Source organism: Spongiivirga sp. MCCC 1A20706, from assembly GCF_046524175.1.
Taxonomy (GTDB): Bacteria; Bacteroidota; Bacteroidia; order Flavobacteriales; family Flavobacteriaceae; genus Spongiivirga.
On the sequence record NZ_JBEFZF010000003.1, the window covers coordinates 138,776 to 160,385 of the forward strand.

Annotated in this window: 21 protein-coding genes; 17 read left to right on the forward strand and 4 right to left on the reverse strand. The window is 35.8% G+C overall.

The genetic code is table 11. The annotated features are described in order from the left end of the window. Nucleotides 1–54: 54 nt before the first annotated feature. From ABN763_RS08525 to ABN763_RS08590, 14 genes are all read left to right on the forward strand, one after another. Complete coding sequence (locus tag ABN763_RS08525) at nt 55–852, forward strand: TrmH family RNA methyltransferase (RefSeq protein ID WP_410485034.1); 798 nt, start codon at nt 55–57, stop codon at nt 850–852. Between the two features lie 47 nt (nt 853–899). Further along, nucleotides 900–2,138: a M48 family metallopeptidase gene (locus ABN763_RS08530; protein ID WP_410485035.1), complete on the forward strand. Its 1,239-nt coding sequence runs from the start codon at nt 900–902 to the stop codon at nt 2,136–2,138. 97 nt (nt 2,139–2,235) lie between these two features. Next, nucleotides 2,236–4,440 (forward strand): RelA/SpoT family protein, encoded by a 2,205-nt coding sequence (locus ABN763_RS08535; RefSeq protein WP_410485036.1) that lies wholly within the window; start codon nt 2,236–2,238, stop codon nt 4,438–4,440. 101 nt (nt 4,441–4,541) lie between these two features. Then, the gene (locus ABN763_RS08540; RefSeq protein ID WP_410485037.1) at nt 4,542–4,997 is read left to right on the forward strand and encodes a Fur family transcriptional regulator; all 456 of its coding nucleotides are present in this window, start codon (nt 4,542–4,544) and stop codon (nt 4,995–4,997) included. Further along, the gene (locus ABN763_RS08545) at nt 4,997–6,268 is read left to right on the forward strand and encodes an adenylosuccinate synthase (protein WP_410485038.1); all 1,272 of its coding nucleotides are present in this window, start codon (nt 4,997–4,999) and stop codon (nt 6,266–6,268) included. Before ABN763_RS08540 ends, ABN763_RS08545 begins: the two co-directional genes overlap by 1 nt. Nucleotides 6,269–6,372: 104 nt before the next feature. Beyond that, a complete protein-coding gene (locus ABN763_RS08550; protein WP_410485039.1) occupies nt 6,373–8,007 on the forward strand; it encodes an OstA-like protein in 1,635 nt (544 codons plus the stop codon). A 17-nt stretch (nt 8,008–8,024) separates the two neighbouring features. Beyond that, entirely contained in the window at nt 8,025–8,537 is a 513-nt protein-coding gene (locus ABN763_RS08555) for a hypothetical protein (RefSeq protein ID WP_410485040.1), read from the forward strand. Nucleotide 8,538: 1 nt separating this feature from the next. Continuing rightward, complete coding sequence (locus tag ABN763_RS08560) at nt 8,539–9,714, forward strand: aspartate aminotransferase family protein (protein WP_410485041.1); 1,176 nt, start codon at nt 8,539–8,541, stop codon at nt 9,712–9,714. A 152-nt stretch (nt 9,715–9,866) separates the two neighbouring features. After that, complete coding sequence (locus tag ABN763_RS08565; RefSeq protein ID WP_410485042.1) at nt 9,867–11,267, forward strand: tetratricopeptide repeat protein; 1,401 nt, start codon at nt 9,867–9,869, stop codon at nt 11,265–11,267. 43 nt (nt 11,268–11,310) lie between these two features. Then, entirely contained in the window at nt 11,311–12,276 is a 966-nt protein-coding gene (locus ABN763_RS08570; protein WP_410485043.1) for a DUF368 domain-containing protein, read from the forward strand. A gap of 7 nt (nt 12,277–12,283) precedes the next feature. After that, nucleotides 12,284–13,312 (forward strand): DUF368 domain-containing protein, encoded by a 1,029-nt coding sequence (locus ABN763_RS08575; protein WP_410485385.1) that lies wholly within the window; start codon nt 12,284–12,286, stop codon nt 13,310–13,312. A 6-nt stretch (nt 13,313–13,318) separates the two neighbouring features. Continuing rightward, nucleotides 13,319–14,050: a shikimate dehydrogenase family protein gene (locus ABN763_RS08580; RefSeq protein ID WP_410485044.1), complete on the forward strand. Its 732-nt coding sequence runs from the start codon at nt 13,319–13,321 to the stop codon at nt 14,048–14,050. 140 nt (nt 14,051–14,190) lie between these two features. Then, nucleotides 14,191–16,134 (forward strand): DUF349 domain-containing protein, encoded by a 1,944-nt coding sequence (locus ABN763_RS08585; protein WP_410485045.1) that lies wholly within the window; start codon nt 14,191–14,193, stop codon nt 16,132–16,134. 59 nt (nt 16,135–16,193) lie between these two features. Further along, nucleotides 16,194–16,961, forward strand: a complete 768-nt coding sequence (locus ABN763_RS08590) for a CDP-alcohol phosphatidyltransferase family protein (protein WP_410485046.1) — start codon at nt 16,194–16,196, stop codon at nt 16,959–16,961. A gap of 9 nt (nt 16,962–16,970) precedes the next feature. Here ABN763_RS08590 and mazG read toward each other — a convergent pair whose 3' ends face one another. From mazG to ruvX, 4 genes are read right to left on the reverse strand one after another with little or no spacing between them, the layout of a single operon-like run. After that, nucleotides 16,971–17,744, reverse strand: coding sequence for a nucleoside triphosphate pyrophosphohydrolase (gene mazG / locus ABN763_RS08595; protein WP_410485047.1), 774 nt, complete (start codon nt 17,742–17,744; stop codon nt 16,971–16,973). Nucleotides 17,745–17,749: 5 nt separating this feature from the next. Further along, entirely contained in the window at nt 17,750–18,175 is a 426-nt protein-coding gene (locus ABN763_RS08600; protein ID WP_410485048.1) for a DUF5606 domain-containing protein, read from the reverse strand. Nucleotides 18,176–18,195: 20 nt separating this feature from the next. Further along, nucleotides 18,196–18,786 carry a peptide deformylase gene (def, locus tag ABN763_RS08605; RefSeq protein ID WP_410485049.1) on the reverse strand — a complete coding sequence of 197 codons (591 nt, stop codon included), beginning with the start codon at nt 18,784–18,786 and terminating at the stop codon, nt 18,196–18,198. Between the two features lie 24 nt (nt 18,787–18,810). Next, nucleotides 18,811–19,221, reverse strand: coding sequence for a Holliday junction resolvase RuvX (ruvX, locus tag ABN763_RS08610; RefSeq protein ID WP_410485050.1), 411 nt, complete (start codon nt 19,219–19,221; stop codon nt 18,811–18,813). A gap of 256 nt (nt 19,222–19,477) precedes the next feature. Between ruvX and ABN763_RS08615 the strand changes: the two genes are divergently transcribed. The 3 genes from ABN763_RS08615 to ABN763_RS08625 all read left to right on the forward strand — a co-directional run bounded on the left by ABN763_RS08615 (nt 19,478) and on the right by ABN763_RS08625 (nt 21,560). Beyond that, entirely contained in the window at nt 19,478–20,293 is an 816-nt protein-coding gene (locus ABN763_RS08615) for a 2,3,4,5-tetrahydropyridine-2,6-dicarboxylate N-succinyltransferase (protein WP_410485051.1), read from the forward strand. A gap of 72 nt (nt 20,294–20,365) precedes the next feature. Further along, nucleotides 20,366–21,139 (forward strand): glycosyltransferase family 2 protein, encoded by a 774-nt coding sequence (locus tag ABN763_RS08620; protein ID WP_410485052.1) that lies wholly within the window; start codon nt 20,366–20,368, stop codon nt 21,137–21,139. Beyond that, nucleotides 21,132–21,560: a hypothetical protein gene (locus ABN763_RS08625; protein ID WP_410485053.1), complete on the forward strand. Its 429-nt coding sequence runs from the start codon at nt 21,132–21,134 to the stop codon at nt 21,558–21,560. The genes ABN763_RS08620 and ABN763_RS08625 overlap by 8 nt, the downstream gene beginning before the upstream one ends. The last annotated feature ends 50 nt before the right edge of the window (nt 21,561–21,610 follow it).

Genomic DNA, 21,610 nt, shown 5'->3' on the forward strand with positions numbered 1-21,610 from the left:
ACAGAATGATACATTACAGCAAAATACCGTTATTTTGTGATATTATTTGGCATTATGATCAAGCGCATAGAAAGTGTACAAAACTCCACCGTCAAAGAGGTGGTTGCTTTAAAGGAAAAATCGCGTTTAAGAAAGAAAACAGGAACCTTTCTTATTGAAGGAAGTCGCGAGATTATGCTCGCGCAAAAAGGTAGCTATCAACTTCAAACCATACTATATTGTCCAGAATTAAGCTATGAAGATGAGTTTGAGGCTATTGACAAAAATGATATACAACTGATCGAGATTTCAAAAGAAGTATATCAGAAAATTGCATATCGAGAGGGAACCGAAGGGATTTTGGCAATCGCTAAATCGAAAGAGCACAGTTTGGATACGCTTAAAATTCCTACAGAAAAAGCCCTCATTTTAATTGCCGAAGCACCAGAAAAACCTGGTAATATTGGCGCTTTATTACGCACTGCGGATGCCGCTAATATTGATGCAGTAATCATTGCAAACCCAAAAACAGATTTGTACAATCCAAATATTATTCGGTCTAGCGTAGGGTGCGTGTTCACCAATCAAATCGCAATGGCCAGTACTCCTGACGTTATTAGTTTTATAAACCGAAAACAACTTCCTATGTTCGGTGCAGCGCTAACAGCTTCTGTGCCATATTATACTATTGATTTCACACAATCGGCGGTTATTGTTGTGGGAACAGAGGCGACAGGTTTAAGTGAAGAATTCTTGCAACATACCGAAAAAAACATCATTATACCGATGCAAGGGGAAATTGATAGCATGAATGTATCAGTTTCGGCTGCGATTGTTATCTTTGAAGCAAAGCGACAACGTAATTTTCAATAAGTTAGTGATCGCCCCCAAACAACTTTGCACAACCTACCCCTTATGATATGACAGCTACTTACCTTTTTTATTTAATTATTGGTATTTTGATTATCAATTTCTTAATTGATAAAATCATCAATGCGATTAATGCTAAGCATTTTCAAGACGCATTACCAAGAGAAATCAATGATGTTTATGACCAGACGGAATACGAAAAATCACAACGTTACAAAAAAACAAACTATCGTTTTTCATTAGTTGTTTCGTCAATTTCTTTTATCGGTCTTTTACTATTTTTCTTTTTTGACGGCTTTGCTATAGTCGATGGTATTGCCAGGGGTTTTTCAAATAATGAGATTATTATAGCCCTTATTTTTTTCGGAATGTTGGTATTTGCAAGTGATCTAATAAGCACCCCGTTTAGTTATTACCACACCTTCGTGATTGAAGAACGATTTGGTTTTAACAAAACAACAAAAGCAACATTTCTTTTTGACAAGTTGAAAGGATGGTTATTAATGCTTATCGTTGGCGGTGGTATTCTTGCTTTAATTATCTGGTTTTACCAATTGACCACAGACTATTTCTGGATATACACATGGCTCTTTGTTACCGTATTCAGTTTATTTATGAATATGTTTTACGCCCGATTGGTGGTCCCTATTTTTAATAAACAAACCCCACTAGAAGATGGCGAGTTAAAAGCAGCTATCTCAGAATATGCAAGAAAAGTGGGCTTTAAACTGAAAAATATTTTTGTCATCGATGGTAGTAAACGATCAACCAAGGCAAATGCTTATTTTTCAGGGTTTGGACGGGAAAAACGAATTACACTATACGACACTCTAATAAACGATTTAGAGACAGACGAAATTGTGGCCGTACTGGCGCATGAAGTGGGGCATTATAAGCGAAAACATATTATATATAATATGATTATCTCTACCTTATTAACGGGCCTTACATTTTACATTTTATCCCTTTTTATCAGTAGTCCACTTTTATCAGAAGCATTAGGAGTACGCATTCCCAGTTTTCATATTGGCCTTGTTGCTTTTGGTATTTTGTACAGTCCTATTTCCGAAATTACAGGTATTGTGATGAACTATATTTCGCGTATGTTCGAATATCAAGCAGATGACTACGCAAAAGAAACCTATCAGCCCGAACCTTTAATTACTTCACTCAAAAAATTATCTAAAAACAGCTTGAGTAATCTTACACCTCATCCAAGTTATGTGTTTATGAATTACTCGCACCCTACATTGTTACAGAGGGTACGCAATTTGAAAAATGAACAATAATTAAGGGCAACCGTTATGTTATTTGGGTAAAGGGTTTGACTTAGGACTTTCAACTTTGGACTTTAATCCTTTATTAGAAATTAGTTATCTTTAATTTATGGTAGAAGTTGATGTTGAAAAAGAAAACAAAGAAATTGCCAAACAGTATAAAGAGCTTCTCCGAATTAGTTATCAGACGCTAAGTAGTGCTGATAAAAAACTTATTCGAAATGCTTTTGATATAGCTGTTGATGCACATAGCTCGCAACGCCGTAAATCGGGAGAAGCCTATATTTTTCATCCCATTGCTGTGGCAAAGATTGTAGCATCGGAAATCGGATTAGATGCAACTTCAATCGCTGCAGCACTCTTACATGATGTTGTTGAAGATACTCCGTACACCTTAGCAGATATTGAGCATATGTTTGGTGAAACGGTAGCCCGTATTGTCGATGGGCTCACCAAAATATCGCACCTTAAAAAAGATAAAGATGTATCACTTCAAGCTGAGAATTTCAGAAAAATGTTGCTCACTTTGCACGATGATGTTCGGGTGATCATAATTAAAATAGCCGATCGTCTTCACAACATGCAAACTATGGCATCAATGCCTGAGCATAAGCAGGTAAAGATAGCCTCAGAAACTCTTTATATTTATGCACCACTAGCTCATAGAATAGGTCTTTACAACATCAAAACCGAACTAGAAGATCTTGGACTAAAATATACAGAACCAGAAGTGTACAATGATATCCTCGGAAAAATGGAGGATAGTAAAGAAGCACAACAAGAATATATAGAATCGTTCACCGAAGTTATTCATGATTCATTAGAACGTGAGGGGCTTAACTATCAAATTAAAGGCAGGCCAAAATCTGTGTTTAGTATTCGACAAAAAATGATTAAGCAGAATGTCACTTTTGATGAAGTGTACGACAAGTTTGCAATTAGAATCATTTATAAGTCTGATAAAGCCAATGAAAAATTCCTGGCCTGGAAGATTTACTCAATTGTAACTGATCATTTTAGACCTAACCCTGTTAGACTGCGAGATTGGATTTCATCACCAAAATCAACGGGGTATGAAGCATTGCATATAACCGTAATGGGACCAAAAGGTCGATGGGTCGAAGTGCAAATACGATCAGAACGTATGCATGAAATTGCAGAAAAAGGCTACGCCGCGCATTTTAAATATAAACAAGGAGAACAAAACGAACAAGGCCTAGACGAATGGCTAAACAGACTACAGGAAGCATTAGAAGATCCTGAAGCAAATGCCGTAGACTTTGTTGAAGAATTTAAGCTGAATTTATACGCAAAGGAAATTTTTGTATTTACACCGAAAGGTGAATTAAAATCGTTGCCAAAAGGGGCCACTCCGCTCGACTTTGCATTTAGTATACATACCGAAGTAGGTATGCAGACAAGAGGAGCGAAAGTGAATGGGAAATTAGTTCCGCTAAGTCATCCTTTACAAAGTGGTGATCAGGTAGAAATTATTACCTCAAAAAACCAAAAACCGAATTCAAACTGGCTAGACTATGCAACTACTGCAAGAGCAAGGTCTAAAATTAAAAGTGTCTTAAACGCGGAGAAAAAGGAGATTGCTGCAGAAGGAAAAGAACTTTTACGAAGAAAGTTAAAACAACTTAAAATCACATTAAATGAAAAGTCGGTTAATGAGATGGTCACTTTCTTCAAGTTAAAAACCAGTCTGGATCTTTTCTACAGGGCAGGTATTGGCACTTTAGATAATGCAAAGATTAAAGAATTTGCTGCTAGCCGGAATAATGCTTTTGTAAACTTCTTTAAAAGCAGAATTAGACGAGGCACCAGCAATCAAGATATTGACAAGGATGAGATTACTGCAAAGTATGACATGCTTGTTTTTGGTAAAGAAGAAGAAAAATTAAGCTATAAATTAAGCAACTGCTGTAATCCTATTCCTGGTGACGATGTGTTTGGTTTCGTATCAGTCAATGATGGTATAAAAGTGCATAAAAAAAACTGCCCTAATGCATTGGGCATGCAGTCCAAATATGCGTACAGAATTATACAAGCAAAATGGATCGATTCTTCTCAGCAAGAATATATGGCGGTGTTAAATGTATCGGGCATCGACGACCTTGGATTGGTCAATCAGGTAACAAAAGTGATTTCAAATCACATGCACGTTAACATGAAAAAAATAAGCTTCACCTCTGACGATGGTGTTTTTAATGGCAAAATGACTGTTGTTGTTAAGTCAAACAATGAACTTAAAAAACTGATGCAAAATCTTAAGAAAATTCAGGGCATCGAAAAGGTAACTCGACAATAAATTTCGCCACTATTAGGTCTTTTAACGTAGCATTGACAAAACATATTCCAGCTAGATTTCTAATTTAAATGTACCTTTGTTCTTTATAGGATCATCCCGTTATGGCTGAAAACAAAAATCAAGAGATTGTAAAAAACGTTTTTACTAAATTTTTAGAAGAAAAAGGGCATCGTAAAACACCCGAGCGATTTGCTATTCTTCAAGAGATTTATGATAGTGAAGAACATTTTGATATTGAATCGCTCTATATTAAAATGAAAAACAAAAACTATCGAGTTAGTCGTGCTACTTTATACAATACCATTGAATTATTGTTGGAATGTAACTTAGTACGAAAACATCAATTTGGGCATAATCAAGCTCATTACGAAAAATCGTATTTCGACAAGCAACATGATCATATTATCCTTACCGACAGTGGTGACGTAATGGAATTTTGTGACCCGCGAATTCAATCGATAAAAAAAACAATAGAAGAGATTTTTGATATCGATATTCACAATCATTCTTTATACTTTTACGGCACTAAAAAATCGACTAAAAAACAAACTACATAATGGCGGTAGACTTACTACTAGGATTACAGTGGGGAGATGAAGGAAAAGGCAAAATTGTTGATGTTCTTACGGCAAATTATAATATAATAGCGCGCTTTCAGGGTGGTCCAAATGCAGGACACACTTTAGAATTCGACGGGATTAAACATGTATTACATACGATTCCCTCTGGTATTTTTCATGAAAATGCCATTAATTTAGTGGGTAATGGGGTGGTAATTGATCCCGTTATTTTTAAAAAAGAACTAGACAACCTTCAAAAGTTTGATATAGACATTCAAAAGAAGTTGTTGATATCAAGAAAAGCACATCTTATTCTACCGACTCATCGCTTGTTAGACGCAGCATCTGAAGCTTCAAAGGGCAAAGCGAAAATAGGATCGACCCTAAAGGGTATTGGCCCTACTTATATGGATAAAACCGGACGTAACGGTATTCGAGTTGGTGATCTGGAACTAAGCGATTGGAAAACCAAGTATCGCAATTTAGCCAATAAGCATGAGGCGATGATCGACTTCTACAATGTCGATATTCAATATGACTTAAAAGAGTTAGAAGAAGAATTTTTTGCCGCTATCCAAGTGCTAAAAAGTCTACAATTTATTGACAGTGAAGAATACATTCATCAAGCTGAAAAATCTGGCAAAACCATATTAGCTGAGGGCGCACAAGGCTCATTGTTAGATATTGATTTCGGCACGTATCCGTTTGTAACTTCTTCAAATACAACGGCTGCAGGTGCATGTACTGGTCTTGGTGTTGCACCGAACCATATTAAAGAAGTTTTTGGCATTTTTAAAGCATACACCACGCGAGTAGGTAGTGGCCCCTTCCCTACCGAATTGTTTGATGAAGATGGAAAAACCATGGCCAAAGTTGGTAATGAATTTGGCGCCACAACTGGTAGACCTAGACGTTGCGGCTGGTTAGATCTAGTTGCACTAAAATATGCGGTACAGGTAAACGGTGTTACCCAACTAATGATGATGAAGGGTGATGTACTCTCTGGTTTTAAAACGCTAAAGGTTTGTACGGCCTACGAATATAAAGGTCAAAAAATCGAGCACCTTCCTTATAATATTGAAGAAGAAAACGTCAAACCAATCTATACAGAAATGAAAGGTTGGTCTGAAGACCTTACTAAAATGACCGCTGCAGATCAATTGCCTAAAGCGTTAAATGACTACATCATCTTTTTGGAAAAAGAGCTAGGGGTCCCTATCAAAATAGTATCCGTAGGACCGGATAGAACGCAAACAATAAATAGGTAAACTAGGGTTGATCTCAATGCTAAATATTTGCTAATCAAAATAGCCGATAAGTGGTTTTGATTAACTTTGGAATCGTATTATTGGTATAAGTTGCAGTATAGCAAATGAATAAAAGTCTTTTTATATTTATAGTAGCCTGTTTTTTCGCGTTCGCTTTAGCCAAAGCACAAGAGCAAGAAAAAACCAAGATAATTCTACAATATGCAGGAGCAGCCGATGTTAATGAGGAAAAGTTTCCAGGCGCAAAGATATTTTCTAAAGACGCCACTAAACGTGTGAAGTTTGTTCATGAAGGTGCAGAACTTATTTGTGATCGAGCCGTTTTATACAGCGCTACTAATAACTTAAGAGCATGGGGTGACGTTATTTTCAAACAAGGCGATACCATCTCACAAACTAGCGACTATGTTGAATATAATGGTAATAATAAACTTGCTAAGTCACAAGGCGAAGTAAAACTAACAACACCTGAGCAAACCTTAGAAACTGACACGCTATACTTCGATCGAGATCGCGAAGTTGCCTATTATAATAGCTTCGGAACCGTAAAAGACTCTGCCAACGTACTTACCAGTAATAAAGGACGTTACTTTTTAGCACAAAAAAAATATCAATTTGTTAGCGATGTAGTTATTACCCACCCCGACTACGTACTTAACTCATCACAATTAGACTACTATACTGATGCTGGTAATGCGTACCTTTACGGGCCTTCGACCATAACCGGGGAAGAATATAAAATTTATTGCGAACGTGGTTTTTTTGATACCACTAATGACAATGGATACTTTGTAAAAAGATCAAAAATAAATTACAACAACCGCATCATCGAAGGTGATAGTTTATATTTTGACAATATCAGGAAATTTGCTTCAGCAACCAACAATATTAAGGTAACAGACACCATTAACGAGGGTGTCGTACGAGGTCATTATGCTGAAGTTTTTAAAGAAAAAGATTCGGTATTTATTACAAAAAGAGCTGTTGCTATTAACAAAGTTGAGAATGATAGCGTTTACATTCATGCGGACACTTTAATGGTTACGGGTAAACCGGATAATCGTATTATTCGTGGTTTTTACAATGCTAAATTCTTCAAATCTGACATGAGTGGTAAAAGTGATTCCATTCATGTAAGCAACAAAACAGGAATCACTAAATTAATTAGAAACCCTGTTTTATGGTCAGGTGAAAGCCAGATGACGGGTGATTCTATATATATTTTGTCAAATTTAGAAACCGAAAAATTAGATTCGCTAAAGATCATCAATAATGCGTTTATTGTTCAAAAGGATAGTTTAGGAGTCGATGCATTTAATCAGGTACAAGGGGTTAATTTGTACGGTAAGTTTATTGATAATGCTTTAAGAGATGTCGATATCGTTAAAAATACCGAGATCGTATATTATATGAGAGAGGAAAGTGGTGAGTTGGCAGGCATCGATAAAACCATATGTAGCACCAAGATTAATTTGTTACTAGAAGAAAATCAAATTCGTGATATCACCTTTTTTACCAATGTTGAAGGCGATGTCTATCCTGAAAAAGATCTGCCACCAAATGCTCGTAAGCTAAAGGGTTTTGTATGGCGTGAAGATGAATGGATCAAGAAAAAAGATGATATTTTCGATGAAGATGATAACAATATCAAGCTTGTTAAAATAAAGGGTCTTGAAGAACGTGTAGATATCGATCTAGAACTACCTGGCGAGGAGGTTGATGAGAAAAAAATCAAATAAAAAAATAATTCCTCATCATGGCGGATATTTCGCATATAGCAACTATTGAAAAGTTATCGGATGAGGCATTGTTCAAAATAATTACGCTTGAACGCGGACTTTATAAAAAAGAAGTAATAGCAATAGCGGAAACTACCTTTAAAAAAAGAAGACTATCTCTAAAAGATTTTCAAAAAAAGTATAATTTCGATTTAGTAGCAGAAGTCAAAAACCGTTTAAAATACGGCGAGAATCTTCAAGACGTTATTCTACACTTTAAAGATCGTGATATTGAATTATCACAAAACATGCTAAACTCAGTTAATCAAAAACTGACAACTGAGGAAAGACTCAACATCGGCAGAAAACTTGTTGTTTACAGTTTAGTTACCTTAGTATTTATAGTTACAGCTATTGCAAATTTTATTGGGCGATCAATTTTAGGCATGGCGATGGGAATTATTTTTGTAATTCTTTCAATTTCTATGCTTATTATTATTTATCGACTTGTGAATAAGAAAACAACTGCATATAGCTTAGATTCAATATAATTTGAAAGAAGACTTTCTAAAATACCAGGCGCAAACCACCCCACATCCTTTAGCGATGGAGATAAGTCACGCAAAAGGCTCTTACATTTATGATAACAATCAAAAAAAATATTTAGATTTTGTAGCAGGTGTTTCGGCTTGTTCTTTAGGTCATTCGCACCCAAAAGTCCTTAACGCAATTAAAACACAACTTGACCATTATACACATGTAATGGTTTACGGTGAATACATTCAAAAACCTGCAGTAGAACTTACTAAATTACTTGCTAAACAGCTCCCTTCTACGCTAAACAAAACCTATTTAGTAAATAGCGGTACCGAAGCTATTGATGGTGCTATGAAACTTGCACGTAGATTCACAGGTCGAACCGAAATACTAGCTGCCAAAAATGCGTACCACGGTAATTCATATGGAGCATTGAGCTTAATGACCCATGAAGAACGAACCAGACCATTTAAGCCAATGGTCGGAGATATTGGTCATATTCGTTTTAATTGCTGGCACGATATCGACAAGATTACAGCAAAGACGGCAGCAGTATTTTTAGAGACTATTCAAGGTGGTGCCGGTTTTATTGAGCCTAAATCAGGATACTTACAAAAAGTAAAAGAGAGATGCCAAAAAATGGGTGCTTTACTCGTTTTAGATGAAATTCAACCAGGAATGGGACGCACCGGAAAACTATTTGGTTTTGAACATTATGATGTTGTTCCCGACATATTGGTAATTGGGAAGGGATTAGCAGGTGGAATGCCAGTTGGGGCCTTCATTGCATCACGGGAAATGATGGATAGTTTATCTGATAATCCAAAACTAGGACATATTACCACTTTTGGTGGACATCCTGTCATTGCAGCTGCCGCACATGCTACTTTACAAGAAATAACATCATCAACCTTGATGTCACAGGTATTAGAAAAAGAAGCTTTAATAAGAGAAAAACTACAGCATCCTCTAATCAAAGAAATAAGAGGTAAAGGTCTTATGCTTGCGCTAATATTAGATAGCCCTGAGCTAGTAAATCAACTTATTTTTAAATGTCAAGATAATGGTCTTATCCTTTTTTGGTTGCTTTTTGAGCCCAAAGCAGTACGAATTTCGCCGCCTTTAACCATTAGCAATGAAGAATTAATTGAGGGCTGTAGCATTATTTTAAATGCCTTGAACCACCTATAATATCAGGCAACCCACACTTTATTAACGGCTAGAATTTTCGACATTTGTTGTGACCATGTTAATTAATTTGTTAAAAACTACGAATACAGCAATCTGATTCAGGCACATTGAATACTACATTTATAATTGTAGAAAAGCCTAACTCAGCCTGTATGCAATTTAGTCCGAACGAAGATCACAATGTTTCCCTATCGAAGTTCGAGTCCATGCTAAAAACAAATACTGTTTTCTTCTTTGATTCCTTGGAGTTTGAAGACATTATTCATTATTACCTAGATACTGGAAAAATTGGGCTCGCCAAAAAGGCAATAAAAATTGGGCTTGAACAGCACCCAGATGCCCTTAATCTCAAATTAGCAAAAGTTGAGTTGTTAGTCTTTGAAAACAAGCTAGAGATCGCTGAGCAGTTACTGGATGAACTATTCGCGATAGAATCTTCTAATGAAGAGATTTATATACAAAAAGCGAACATCTATTCAAAAAAAGACGAACACTATAAGGCCATCGACTTACTTAAAATGGCTTTAACCTACACAGAAGATGAAGCTGACGTATTTTCCTTAATTGGAATGGAGTACCTTTTTGTCGAAGACTACCAGGCATCAAAAGAATCCTTTATGAAATGCTTGGAGCTGGACCAGCAAGATTATGCCGCGCTTTACAATGTAATCTACTGTTTTGAATTTTTAGAAGATTACGATGGTGCTATTGAATATCTAAATATTTTCCTTGACAGTAACCCATATAGTGAAGTAGCCTGGCATCAATTGGGTAAACAGTACTACACCAAAAAAATGTATCAAGAAGCACTTACTGCCTTTGACTTTGCCGTTATTGCTGATGATGCCTTCATAGGGGCCTATTTTGAAAAAGGAAAAGTTCTTGAAAAGATGGGACGGCTAAATGAGGCCATCGAAAATTATGAAATTACACTTCATCTAGACGATCCTACTTCTTTTGCATATTTAAGAATGGGGCAATGTCATGAAAAACTAGGAAATGACATTCTAGCTGTCGATTTTTATTATAAAACAGTTCATGAAGATCCACTTTTAGATAAGGGATGGACGGCAATTACCGATTTTTATTATCGCAAAAAAGACTACCAAAAGGCATTAGATTATATAAACAAAGCCATTGCAATTGATGACAAAAATGTAATGTATTGGAAGCGAAATGCTGAACTAAATCGAAAGTTACATTTTTACGAAGAAGCTGATATCGCATATCAACGTACTGTTGAACTAGGTAATTACGAATTGTCAACCTGGATTTCGTGGACAGATATTTTAGTTCATCTCGGTGAATATGAAACTGCCGCACAAACCTTGTACCAGGCAATAGAGTTTTACCCAGAGCATGCTGAAATCGAATACAGATTATCTGGCGTACATATGCTTTTAATGAACACCACAAAAGCTGAATACTACTTAAAAAACGCCTTGAATATTGATGCTGAATATTTACATATTGTAAAGGAAGTTTTTCCTTCAATATTTGACAAATCATCTTTAAAGAGCATCATACAATCCTTTAAAAAAGCACCCCTCTAGGCTGCTCTTTTTATACCTATATTTGCTGCCTAAAAACAACTCTATGTCAAGATCGATTGGCGACTATTTCGTTATTGGTTTAAAAGGACTTGCAATGGGAGCTGCTGATGTGGTACCGGGGGTTTCGGGCGGCACCATAGCTTTCATTTCTGGTATTTATGAAGAATTGCTGTCTTCAATTAATAACCTTGATTTCAGCAAGCTTAAAGAGCTGAAAAAAAATGGTCTCAAAGCAACTTGGAAATCCATCAACGGTAATTTTCTGTTTGCCCTCTTTAGTGGAGTCGCTATTAGTATTTTTTCATTAGCTAAAGGCCTAGAATGGCTATTGCACAATAAGCCCATTTTGTTGTGGTCTTTCTTTTTTGGCTTGATCGTAGCAAGTGCAGTATACATAGCAAAACAAGTAAAAAAGTGGGGTGTTACTGTAATCATCGCCTGTATCATTGGCCTTGTCGTATCCTATTTAATTACTGTTTCTGAACCACTAGGTAATTCCGACAATAATTTTTATCTATTTTTCTGTGGCGCTATCGCGATCATCGCCATGATACTACCGGGTATTTCGGGTTCATTTATTCTTATTTTGCTTGGTGCTTATGAAGTTGCCTTAGGTACTGTTAATCAATTACGTGAAGGGCTTTTAGAAAGCGATTGGGATAAGTTTGGTAACGCTTTTATGAAGTTCATCATTTTAGCTTTAGGAGCAGTTGTAGGTCTCAAACTATTTTCTAAAGCGCTTACCTGGATGTTTACTAAGCACAAAGATGTAACCTTAGCAATACTTACTGGTTTTATGATAGGTTCATTAAACAAGATTTGGCCCTGGAAAGAAACACTTAGTACCCGTGTAAATTCAAAGGGTGAGATTGTTCCTTTATTGCAAAAAAGTATTAGCCCCAGTTCATTTGAAGGGGAGCCAAAAATACTATTGGCGATTGGGCTTATGGTAGTGGGATTTTTGACTATTTTTATTCTAGAAAAAATCGCTAACAAACCTGCAGAATAATATGCAAATGCAACCAGCCAGATCGCTGCAAGACAAAGTGTTTCTTGTAATAAAAGGACTGGTAATGGGCGCTGCTAACAAAGTTCCAGGCGTTTCGGGCGGTGTTGTGGCATTTGTAGCCGGATTCTATGAAGAATTCATATATTCACTTCAGCGAATAAATAAAACAGCCTTTCGCCTACTATTCGGTGGCCGATTCAATAGTTTTTTCCGATATGTCAATGGCCGTTTTTTGAGCCTGCTAATACTCGGTATGCTAATTAGTTACTTTAGTGTATCAAAAATTCTTGATTATTTTATTCAACAAAAAGAATTGTATGTGTGGTCAGCTTTCTTTGGGATGATACTTGGTTCAATTTACTATATCGCTAAAGACTTTGAACATTGGAATCGCAAAACAATACTTTCATTAGTAGTAGGAATGAGTATTGGTATTTCAATAAGCTTTTTAGACCCTGCGCAGCAAAATGATCATTTACTGTTTGTATTTGTATGCGGTATAATCGGAGTATCTGGCATGACATTGCCAGGCTTGTCTGGCTCTTTCTTACTCATTTTATTAGGAAACTATGTTCTATTATTAGTGGACGCTGTAAATGCACTTTACGATACCTTAGCAGAAGTAATACGAGGAGACTTTTCGTTTACTAATAACCAGGAAAGAACCCGGTTATTAACTGTACTTACCGTATTTGCGACCGGATCATTTACAGGATTGGTTACCTTGTCACACCTGCTTAACTATGTTCTCAAAAACTTTAAACATATAACGATTGCCGTTATCATTGGTTTCATTACAGGTAGTTTAGGTACCGTTTGGCCTTGGAAAGAAACTGTTTACAAGAGGGACGCATTCGGAGAACAGTTAATAGATTCATCTGGTCAGCCAGTTATTCTCAATTATCGACGCTTTGCACCTGATTTAAACAATACAGAAACATGGATTGCGGTTGTATTTATGATCATTGGTATTTTGATTGTACTATCACTTGATTGGTACGGAAAAATGAATAGGAAAAAATTAGAAGTAAATTAACCCAAGATGCGCTACGGACTTATAGGCAAAAACATATCATACTCGTTTTCTCAGGCATACTTTACCAATAAGTTTAAACAGTTAAAACTTGTTTCAAGTCGATATGATAATTTTGATTTAGAAGATATTGAGGCCTTACCACAAGTGTTAAAGGATTACCCTAAACTAAAGGGACTTAATGTTACAATACCATACAAAGAAGCAGTCCTTCCTTTTTTAGATAAACTGAGTAAGAAAGCAGAAAAAATTGGAGCAGTAAATACGATTAAGTTTTTAAAAAACGGGCAGCTAAAGGGGTATAATACCGACTGCTATGGCTTTAGAAAATCGATTGAACCATTTATTGAGCCTCACCACAAAAAAGCTTTGATTTTAGGAACTGGCGGTGCTTCAAAAGCAATTGCATTTACCCTTGATCAACTTGGAATAATCTACAAATATGTATCAAGATCTCCAGTAAAATCAAATATTTCTTATAATGATCTTGATAAAAAAACCATCCGCCAATATCAAATAATCATCAATTGTACTCCTCTAGGGACTTTTCCAAAAATTGAGGAATGCCCTGATATTCCTTATGAGTATTTGACAAAAGAGCATTTACTATACGATCTTGTTTACAATCCAAAAAAGTCGACATTTCTTGCTAAAGGCGAGGAACAAAAAGCTGCAATTACTAATGGTCTGAAAATGCTAGAATTTCAGGCAGAGAAAGCATGGATGATCTGGAATAGTTAATACTGGATGCTGTACCCTAAAGGTTTAAGTAATATCTAGCGCTATCCTCTTCTACCTTTTAGCTTCTTTAACTTTGACATCTAGCAGTTAGTTAGTATCTTTCATGATGAAAGCAATGATGAACCTTAAACATTTTTATAATGTTAGACGAGAAAAATGATCCTACCACCTCTGATGACACGAATGCAGTTGAAAAAAAAGAGGAAGTGACTTCTAAAACTGAAGAATTAACAACTGATACCAAAGAAACCCAAGCGGAAGATACTACAGTAGAAGAAGTTCAGGCGGAAACACAGGAGGCAGTTAATGAATTAGAGGAAACCGTAGCGGAAGATTCTGAAGATGAGTCTGCAACCAAACGACATGAGATTCCAGTGCTCGATTATCACTCAATGAGCATGGAAAATTTGGTTAAGGAGTTTGGTAAGCTTGTTAAGAATGAAAAAATTCAAGTGATAAAAGATCACGTTGATCAAATTAAAACTGAATTTAATCAGAAGTACGGAGAATTAATCGAGCAAAAAAAGGAAGAATTCATTGCCGATGGCGGCAATATTATAGATTTTAGATACACTACAGTAGTCAAAACGGACTTCAACTCTATATACAATGAGTATAAAGAAAAGCGAAACGCTTACTATAAAAACCTGGAACAAGATCTAAAACAAAATCTGGCTAACCGATTAACAATTATTGAAGAGTTAAAGGGACTCATCAATGTTGAAGAAAATATAAATACCACCTATAAACATTTTAAATCGCTTCAGGAACAGTGGCGAAACGCTGGGCCAATTCCAAGAGGAGAATACAACAACGTATGGCGCACCTATCATCATCATATTGAACGTTTTTATGATTTTCTTCATTTAAATAGGGATCTAAGGGATCTAGATTTTAAAAGAAATCTTGAAGAAAAAGAACAAATAATTGCTCAAGCAGAAGCACTTGCTGAAGAGGCTGATGCCAACAAAGCGTTTAGAAAGCTTCAGTCTCTCCACAAAATCTGGAAAGAAGAAGTGGGCCCCGTAGCCAAGGAACTACGAGAAGATATATGGCAACGTTTTAGCAATGCGACTAAAGTAATTCATGACAAACGTCAAGAATACTTAAAAAATATTGATGCTATTTACGAGCAAAATCTGATTAAAAAACAGGAAATCATATCAAACATTATGCAAGTGGCTAACGAAAAAGTGAGTAGTCATAATGTTTGGCAAAAGAAAATAAAAGAGATCGAAGCATTGAGGGAAGCTTTTTTTAATGCAGGAAAAGTTCCTTTAAAAGTTAATGAAGATACTTGGGCAGCTTTTAAAGAGGCTGTACGTACATTTAATCGCAATAAGAACGCCTTTTACAAGGACCTAAAAAAGGATCAGCAAAGTAACTTAAATAAAAAGCTGGATCTTGTTAAAACCGCACAAGCTCATAAAGACAGTGAAGATTGGGAGATGACCACCCCAATTATGAAGAAAATTCAAAGTGAATGGAAACGAATTGGTCATGTACCAAGAAAACATAGTGACCGAATTTGGAAAGAATTTAAAGATGCTTGCAATCATTATTTTGACAGGCTTCATGCCTCTAAAAATAAAGCTAGTGAACAAGAAATTGCCAATCTGGAAACTAAAAATGTCTTTTTAGAAAAAATGAACGCATTGGAGTTCTCAGGTGATAAGGAAGCTGATCTTGAAGTTGTAAAGCAACATATCGATGAGTGGAAAGGAATCGGTCGAGTTCCTTATAATAAAAAGAATATTGAAGACACTTTTAATAAAAGGTTAGACGGAATTTTCAAAAAATTGGGGGTTGACCCCACGGAGGCTGAAATGATAAAATACAGCAACAAAATGAGCGCTTTATCTGAAAGTAAGGACCACCGAAAAATTGAAAACGAACGTAATTTTGTTCGTAAGAAAATCACCGAAATCACAGGTAAAATGCATCAACTGGAAAATAATTTACAATTTTTTGCTAACAGTAATTCTGAAAACCCGTTGGTGAAAGATGTTCATAAAAATATTGAAAAACACCGCAAAGAACTCGATATTTGGAAAGCGAAGTTGAAACATTTAAAGGAGATTTAGTAGATTTCTCAACTATACCTTTAAGGTAAATTCTTTCACAGATTTAGTGCACAGACCCCATGTCGAAATTACCAAAACAATATCAATTTATTGATTTATCTGACTATGGGAGACGAGGAGGAAAGGTAATTGCAGAAGCGTTGAAAAACACAGCCTTCACCCCTCTTCACTTGACTACGCTTTTTATCATTTCAGGACTGATAGCTATTGTATGCATATTAAATGGATATTACATTACAGCCTCATTCTTCCTGATCTTGAAGTCCGTTTTGGATGCTGCGGACGGAGAACTAGCACGATTGAAAAATACACCATCGTACACTGGAAGGTATTATGACTCGATAGCCGATTTAATTTTAAATTTTCTCTTTTTACTAAGTTTTTGGTATATAACCCAAGAATCAATAATTTATTTGCTTCTTGCATTTGTTGGAATACAACTGCAGGGCACTGTTTACAATTATTATTATGTAATACAAAGAAATAAGGTTGCAGGTGATACAACGAGCCGTATTGTTGAAGATAAAGTTCCCACCGCTATGAAAGGTGAAAAACAACAAACGGTTACCATTTTGTACAGAATATACGATGCCTTGTACATTGTCTTCGACAAGACAATATATCATTTAGACAAAAGTGCAGATGAAGGTCAACCTTTCCCAAAATGGTTTATGACATCAATATCAATCTATGGATTGGGATTTCAACTACTGCTAATAGCAACAATGCTAATTTTAGAATTAGAAACCTATGTGATCCCCTTTTTTATTGGATATTCAGTTTTTATTGTAGTTTTCATCGGAATTAGAAGAGTCTTTTTAAAGTAGTAATAGCTGTTATAACTGCTTTGCCTCTTCCCAGAAAATATCCATTTCTGCCAAGGTCATATCTTTTAAGTCTTTGTTTATTGACTTTGCTTTTGATTCCAAATACTGAAAACGCTTACTGAATTTTTTGTTTGTTCGCTCTAATGCATTTTCGGGGTTAATCTCCAAAAACCTTGCATAGTTGATCATTGAGAATAATACATCACCAAATTCCGCTTCCATTTTTTCCTGATCTCCTGCTTTTACCTCATCTTGAAATTCGGCTAATTCTTCTTTTAGTTTTTCCCAAACCTGCTCTGGAGCCTCCCAGTCAAAACCAACACCCGCTACTTTATCTTGAATTCGATTGGCTTTGACCAAAGCTGGTAGGCTTTTAGGCACCCCTTCTAAAACACTCTTTTTTCCTTCTTTTAACTTGAGGTTTTCCCAGTTGCGTTTTACATCTTCTTCATTTGCAACCTCAACATCTCCATAAATATGAGGATGGCGACTAATTAGTTTTTCCGAAATACTATTGGCTACATCAGCGATATCAAAATCATTGGTCTCACTTCCTATCTTGGCATAAAAAATAATGTGGAGTAATAAATCACCCAGTTCTTTTTTAACTTCTTCCAGATCGTTATCCAAAATAGCATCACCCAGCTCATACGTTTCTTCAATGGTTAGATGCCGAAGACTTTGCATGGTTTGTTTTTTATCCCATGGACACTTTTCTCGCAACTCATCCATAATGGTAAGCAAGCGATCAATGGCTTTGAGCTGTTTTTGCCTAGAATTCATAAATTTTATTTGGCTTCTTCCTTCTGCTCATCTTCTTCCGGTGCAGAAAAATCCATCATACCTTTAGATTGCAATAAGTTATACCACTGTATTACTTTTTTAATATCACTTGCATACACTTGATCTTCATCATATTCTGGAAGCACCTCGCTAAAATAGGCCTCTAGTTTTTTCTTATCATCTTTGTGTTTTACAGCAGTTGGCTCCCCATTTTCTTTATCCATTATTTTCTGAAAAACCTCTCGTAGGGGGACTTCTTCGCTATAGGTATAAATAGCAATCTCACTTAGTAAACTAACGTTACTACGCATACCTACGGTAATGCGTTTGCCATCTAGTAACGATTCTGCCACAAAACCTGTTCTTGTCTGGGTCTTTAACTCAAATAACCCGGGTTTTCCAGTAATACTTAATATTTTATCTAATGCCATATTCTCAAATTATGAAATTATTATCTTCCCTTTTTTGCCGCGGGAAAACGCATTCTATAGTCGACTTTTATTTTTCCTTTTGATATGTTACTTAGCTTTCCCTTTAGTAATCGCTTTTTCAGTCCCGAAAGCTTATCGGTAAATAAGACGCCTTCAATATGATCATACTCATGCTGAATAACACGAGCTGCAATACCTGAGAATTCTTGTGTATGTTTTTCAAAATTCTCGTCATAATATGTGATTGTCAAGTCTTCATTTCTAAAAACATCTTCACGTATGTCCGGAATACTTAAACAACCTTCATTAAAAGCCCATTCCTCCCCACTTTCATCTTCTATGACGGCGTTAATAAAAACTTGTTTAAAATTGGTTAACTGTTCTCGATCTTCAGCAGATAGTTCTTCATCATCGGCAAAAGGTGAAGCATCAATTATAAATAATCGAATAGGTAGGCCAATCTGTGGTGCTGCTAATCCAACACCATGAGCGCCATACATCGTCTCCCACATATTTGATAACAGCTCATCAAGTTTGGGATACTCTTTATTAATATCAGTAGCTTTCTTTCTTAATACAGGATCTCCATATGCTACTATTGGTAATATCATGTTGTTTAGTTTGTTGCGTTTATGTTATTTACTTTCCAGATACGACTGCAAAATGATAGTCGCACTAATTTCATCAACCAACGCTTTGTTCTGTCTTTGTTTCTTTTTTAAACCACTATCGATCATCGTTTGAAATGCCATTTTAGATGTAAAACGCTCATCTATTCTTGCTATCTCAATCATAGGAATGGCTTCTTTCAACTTTTTAATAAATTCCTGAATATGCACTTCACTTTCTGAGGCTTCATTATTCATTTGCTTAGGTTCACCTATAACCACAATTGAAACTGATTCTTCAGCCAGATATTGCTTTAAAAAAGTGAGTAAATCTGTGGTTGGTACTGTTGTTAATCCACTTGCTATAAGTTGTAATTCATCAGTAACCGCAACACCACTTCTCTTTACCCCGTAATCAATAGCAACAATGCGTGACATTCTAAAAATTTTGGCAAAAATAGGATATTCCAACCATATTATAACACAGGTTCATGGATTATTAAATAGGTTCTAATCTAGCCGACATTAGCAGTTATAGTGGCTACTAATTACGGAAAAACAACTAAAGATAAAGTTAAGAATATACCATTCGTAAACTGAAATGTTATGAACCATACATTTACAATTTTAAGCTATTTGAATGCTTTTAAGAATTCAACTAATGCAGTTATATTTGCCCTAAATATCATATTTAATGACCGAATTACAATCAATTATAGAAAAAGCATGGGATGACAGAAGCATGCTTACCGATACCACTACCATAAATGCTATTAGAGAAGTTGTTAATCTTTTAGATAAAGGAACACTTCGCGTTGCTGAACCAACGAATAACGGTTGGCAGGTAAATGAGTGGGTGAAAAAAGCAGTTGTCCTATATTTCCCAATTCAAAAAATGGAAACATTAGAATCTGGTATTTTCGAATATCATGATAAAATTCCATTAAAATCAGGGTATGAAGAAAAAGGAATACGTGTTGTACCCAATGCCGTTGCCAGACATGGGGCATACATCTCCAAAGGTGTCATTATGATGCCAAGTTATGTAAATATTGGAGCTCATATTGATGCAGGAACCATGGTTGATACTTGGGCAACAGTAGGGAGTTGCGCACAAATAGGAAAAAATGTGCACCTGAGTGGTGGTGTTGGTATTGGTGGTGTACTCGAGCCTTTGCAAGCTGCCCCGGTGATTATTGAAGATAATGCTTTCATTGGGTCGCGTTGTATTGTTGTAGAAGGTGTTCGTGTAGAAAGTGAAGCCGTGTTAGGTGCCAATGTGGTACTTACCGGATCTACCAAGATTATTGATGTTACGGGAGATAGTCCAGTTGAATTGAAAGGACTTGTACCAGCAAGATCAGTCGTGATTCCAGGAAGCTATACTAAAAAGTTTCCCGCTGGTGATTATAATGTACCGTGTGCGTTAATAATAGGTAAACGCAAAGAAAGCACCAATAAAAAAACATCTCTTAATGATGCGTTGCGCGAATATGATGTAGCTATCTAAAAGGAATACGTATTTTTGGGCACGCAAATACAATCAAAACTGTGTTAGCGTTTAAAAATAAAGATACCCGTATTGAGTAAGCACAAATTATCTGCATTATTAATTGTATATAACGAGATTGCGCATATAAACGATGTACTAGTCAATTTATCATTTGCTGATGAGCTTATAGTTGTTGACTCATACAGTAGTGATGGGACCGTAGAAGCTATCAAAAAACTTGATGCGGTACAATTATATCAAAGGCATTTTGATGACTACACATCGCAACGAAACTTCGCTATTGAAAAGGCTTCTAACGATTGGATTCTTTTCATAGATGCAGACGAACGTGTTACACCTGCTCTCCAGAAAGAAATAGTAGAGACCATAGTGAAACCTGAAGCTGACGACGCTTACTATTTTTACAGAAAGTTCATGTTTTGTAAAAAGCCACTTCATTTTAGTGGTTGGCAAACTGATAAGATTTTTCGACTTTTTAAAAAAAGTAGAGCTTCATATGTAGCAGAACGCTTAGTACATGAAACGCTCAGTGTAGATGGTAATATAGGAAAGTTAAAGCACAAGCTAATTCATTACTCATACAATGATTACGAATCGTACAAACAAAAAATGCTGAGCTATGGCAGACTTCGGGCTAAAGAACTATTTACTAAAGGCAAGAAACCAACACTATTCCATCGCATAATAAAACCAGCCTACAAATTTGTTAATCACTACATTTTCAGATTAGGAATTTTAGATGGTAAAAAAGGGTATATAGTCTGTTATCTAAATGCACTTGGGGTCGCCGAACGATATAGGGAATTACAACGGTTACAAACTCAGAAAGTTGCTGATGTTTAATTCGCATACGTATCTATATTTAAAATTTTTAGCCAAATCTGTAAGTAAACATGGAGTTCATTCGCCTTTTGTGTACGATTTGGTTACAAAATGTTTAAATGAAAAAGACAAAAGATTAAATAAAGAAGTGCCAAAAAGTACTCGAATTGCAAAAAAGGTGATTAATTATTTCAACACAACAGAATACGTCTTCTTAAAAGACAGTTTTTGCAAGATAAATGAGGTAGAAAATCTGTTAGAACAATTTGACAATGACTCCTACATGATCATTAAAGATCCTTATCAATCTAAATCTAGGCGACTATTGTGGAATCAACTGATACAACTGGAGACAGTTTCGGTAAGTGTTGACACTTTTTATCTTGGTTTACTTTTTGTTAGAAAAGAGCAACCAAAACAGCATTTTGCTATCCGCGTTTAAATAACTTATATTTAATTAAACGAATTTGAATTATGTGGTGGGCTTTAGTA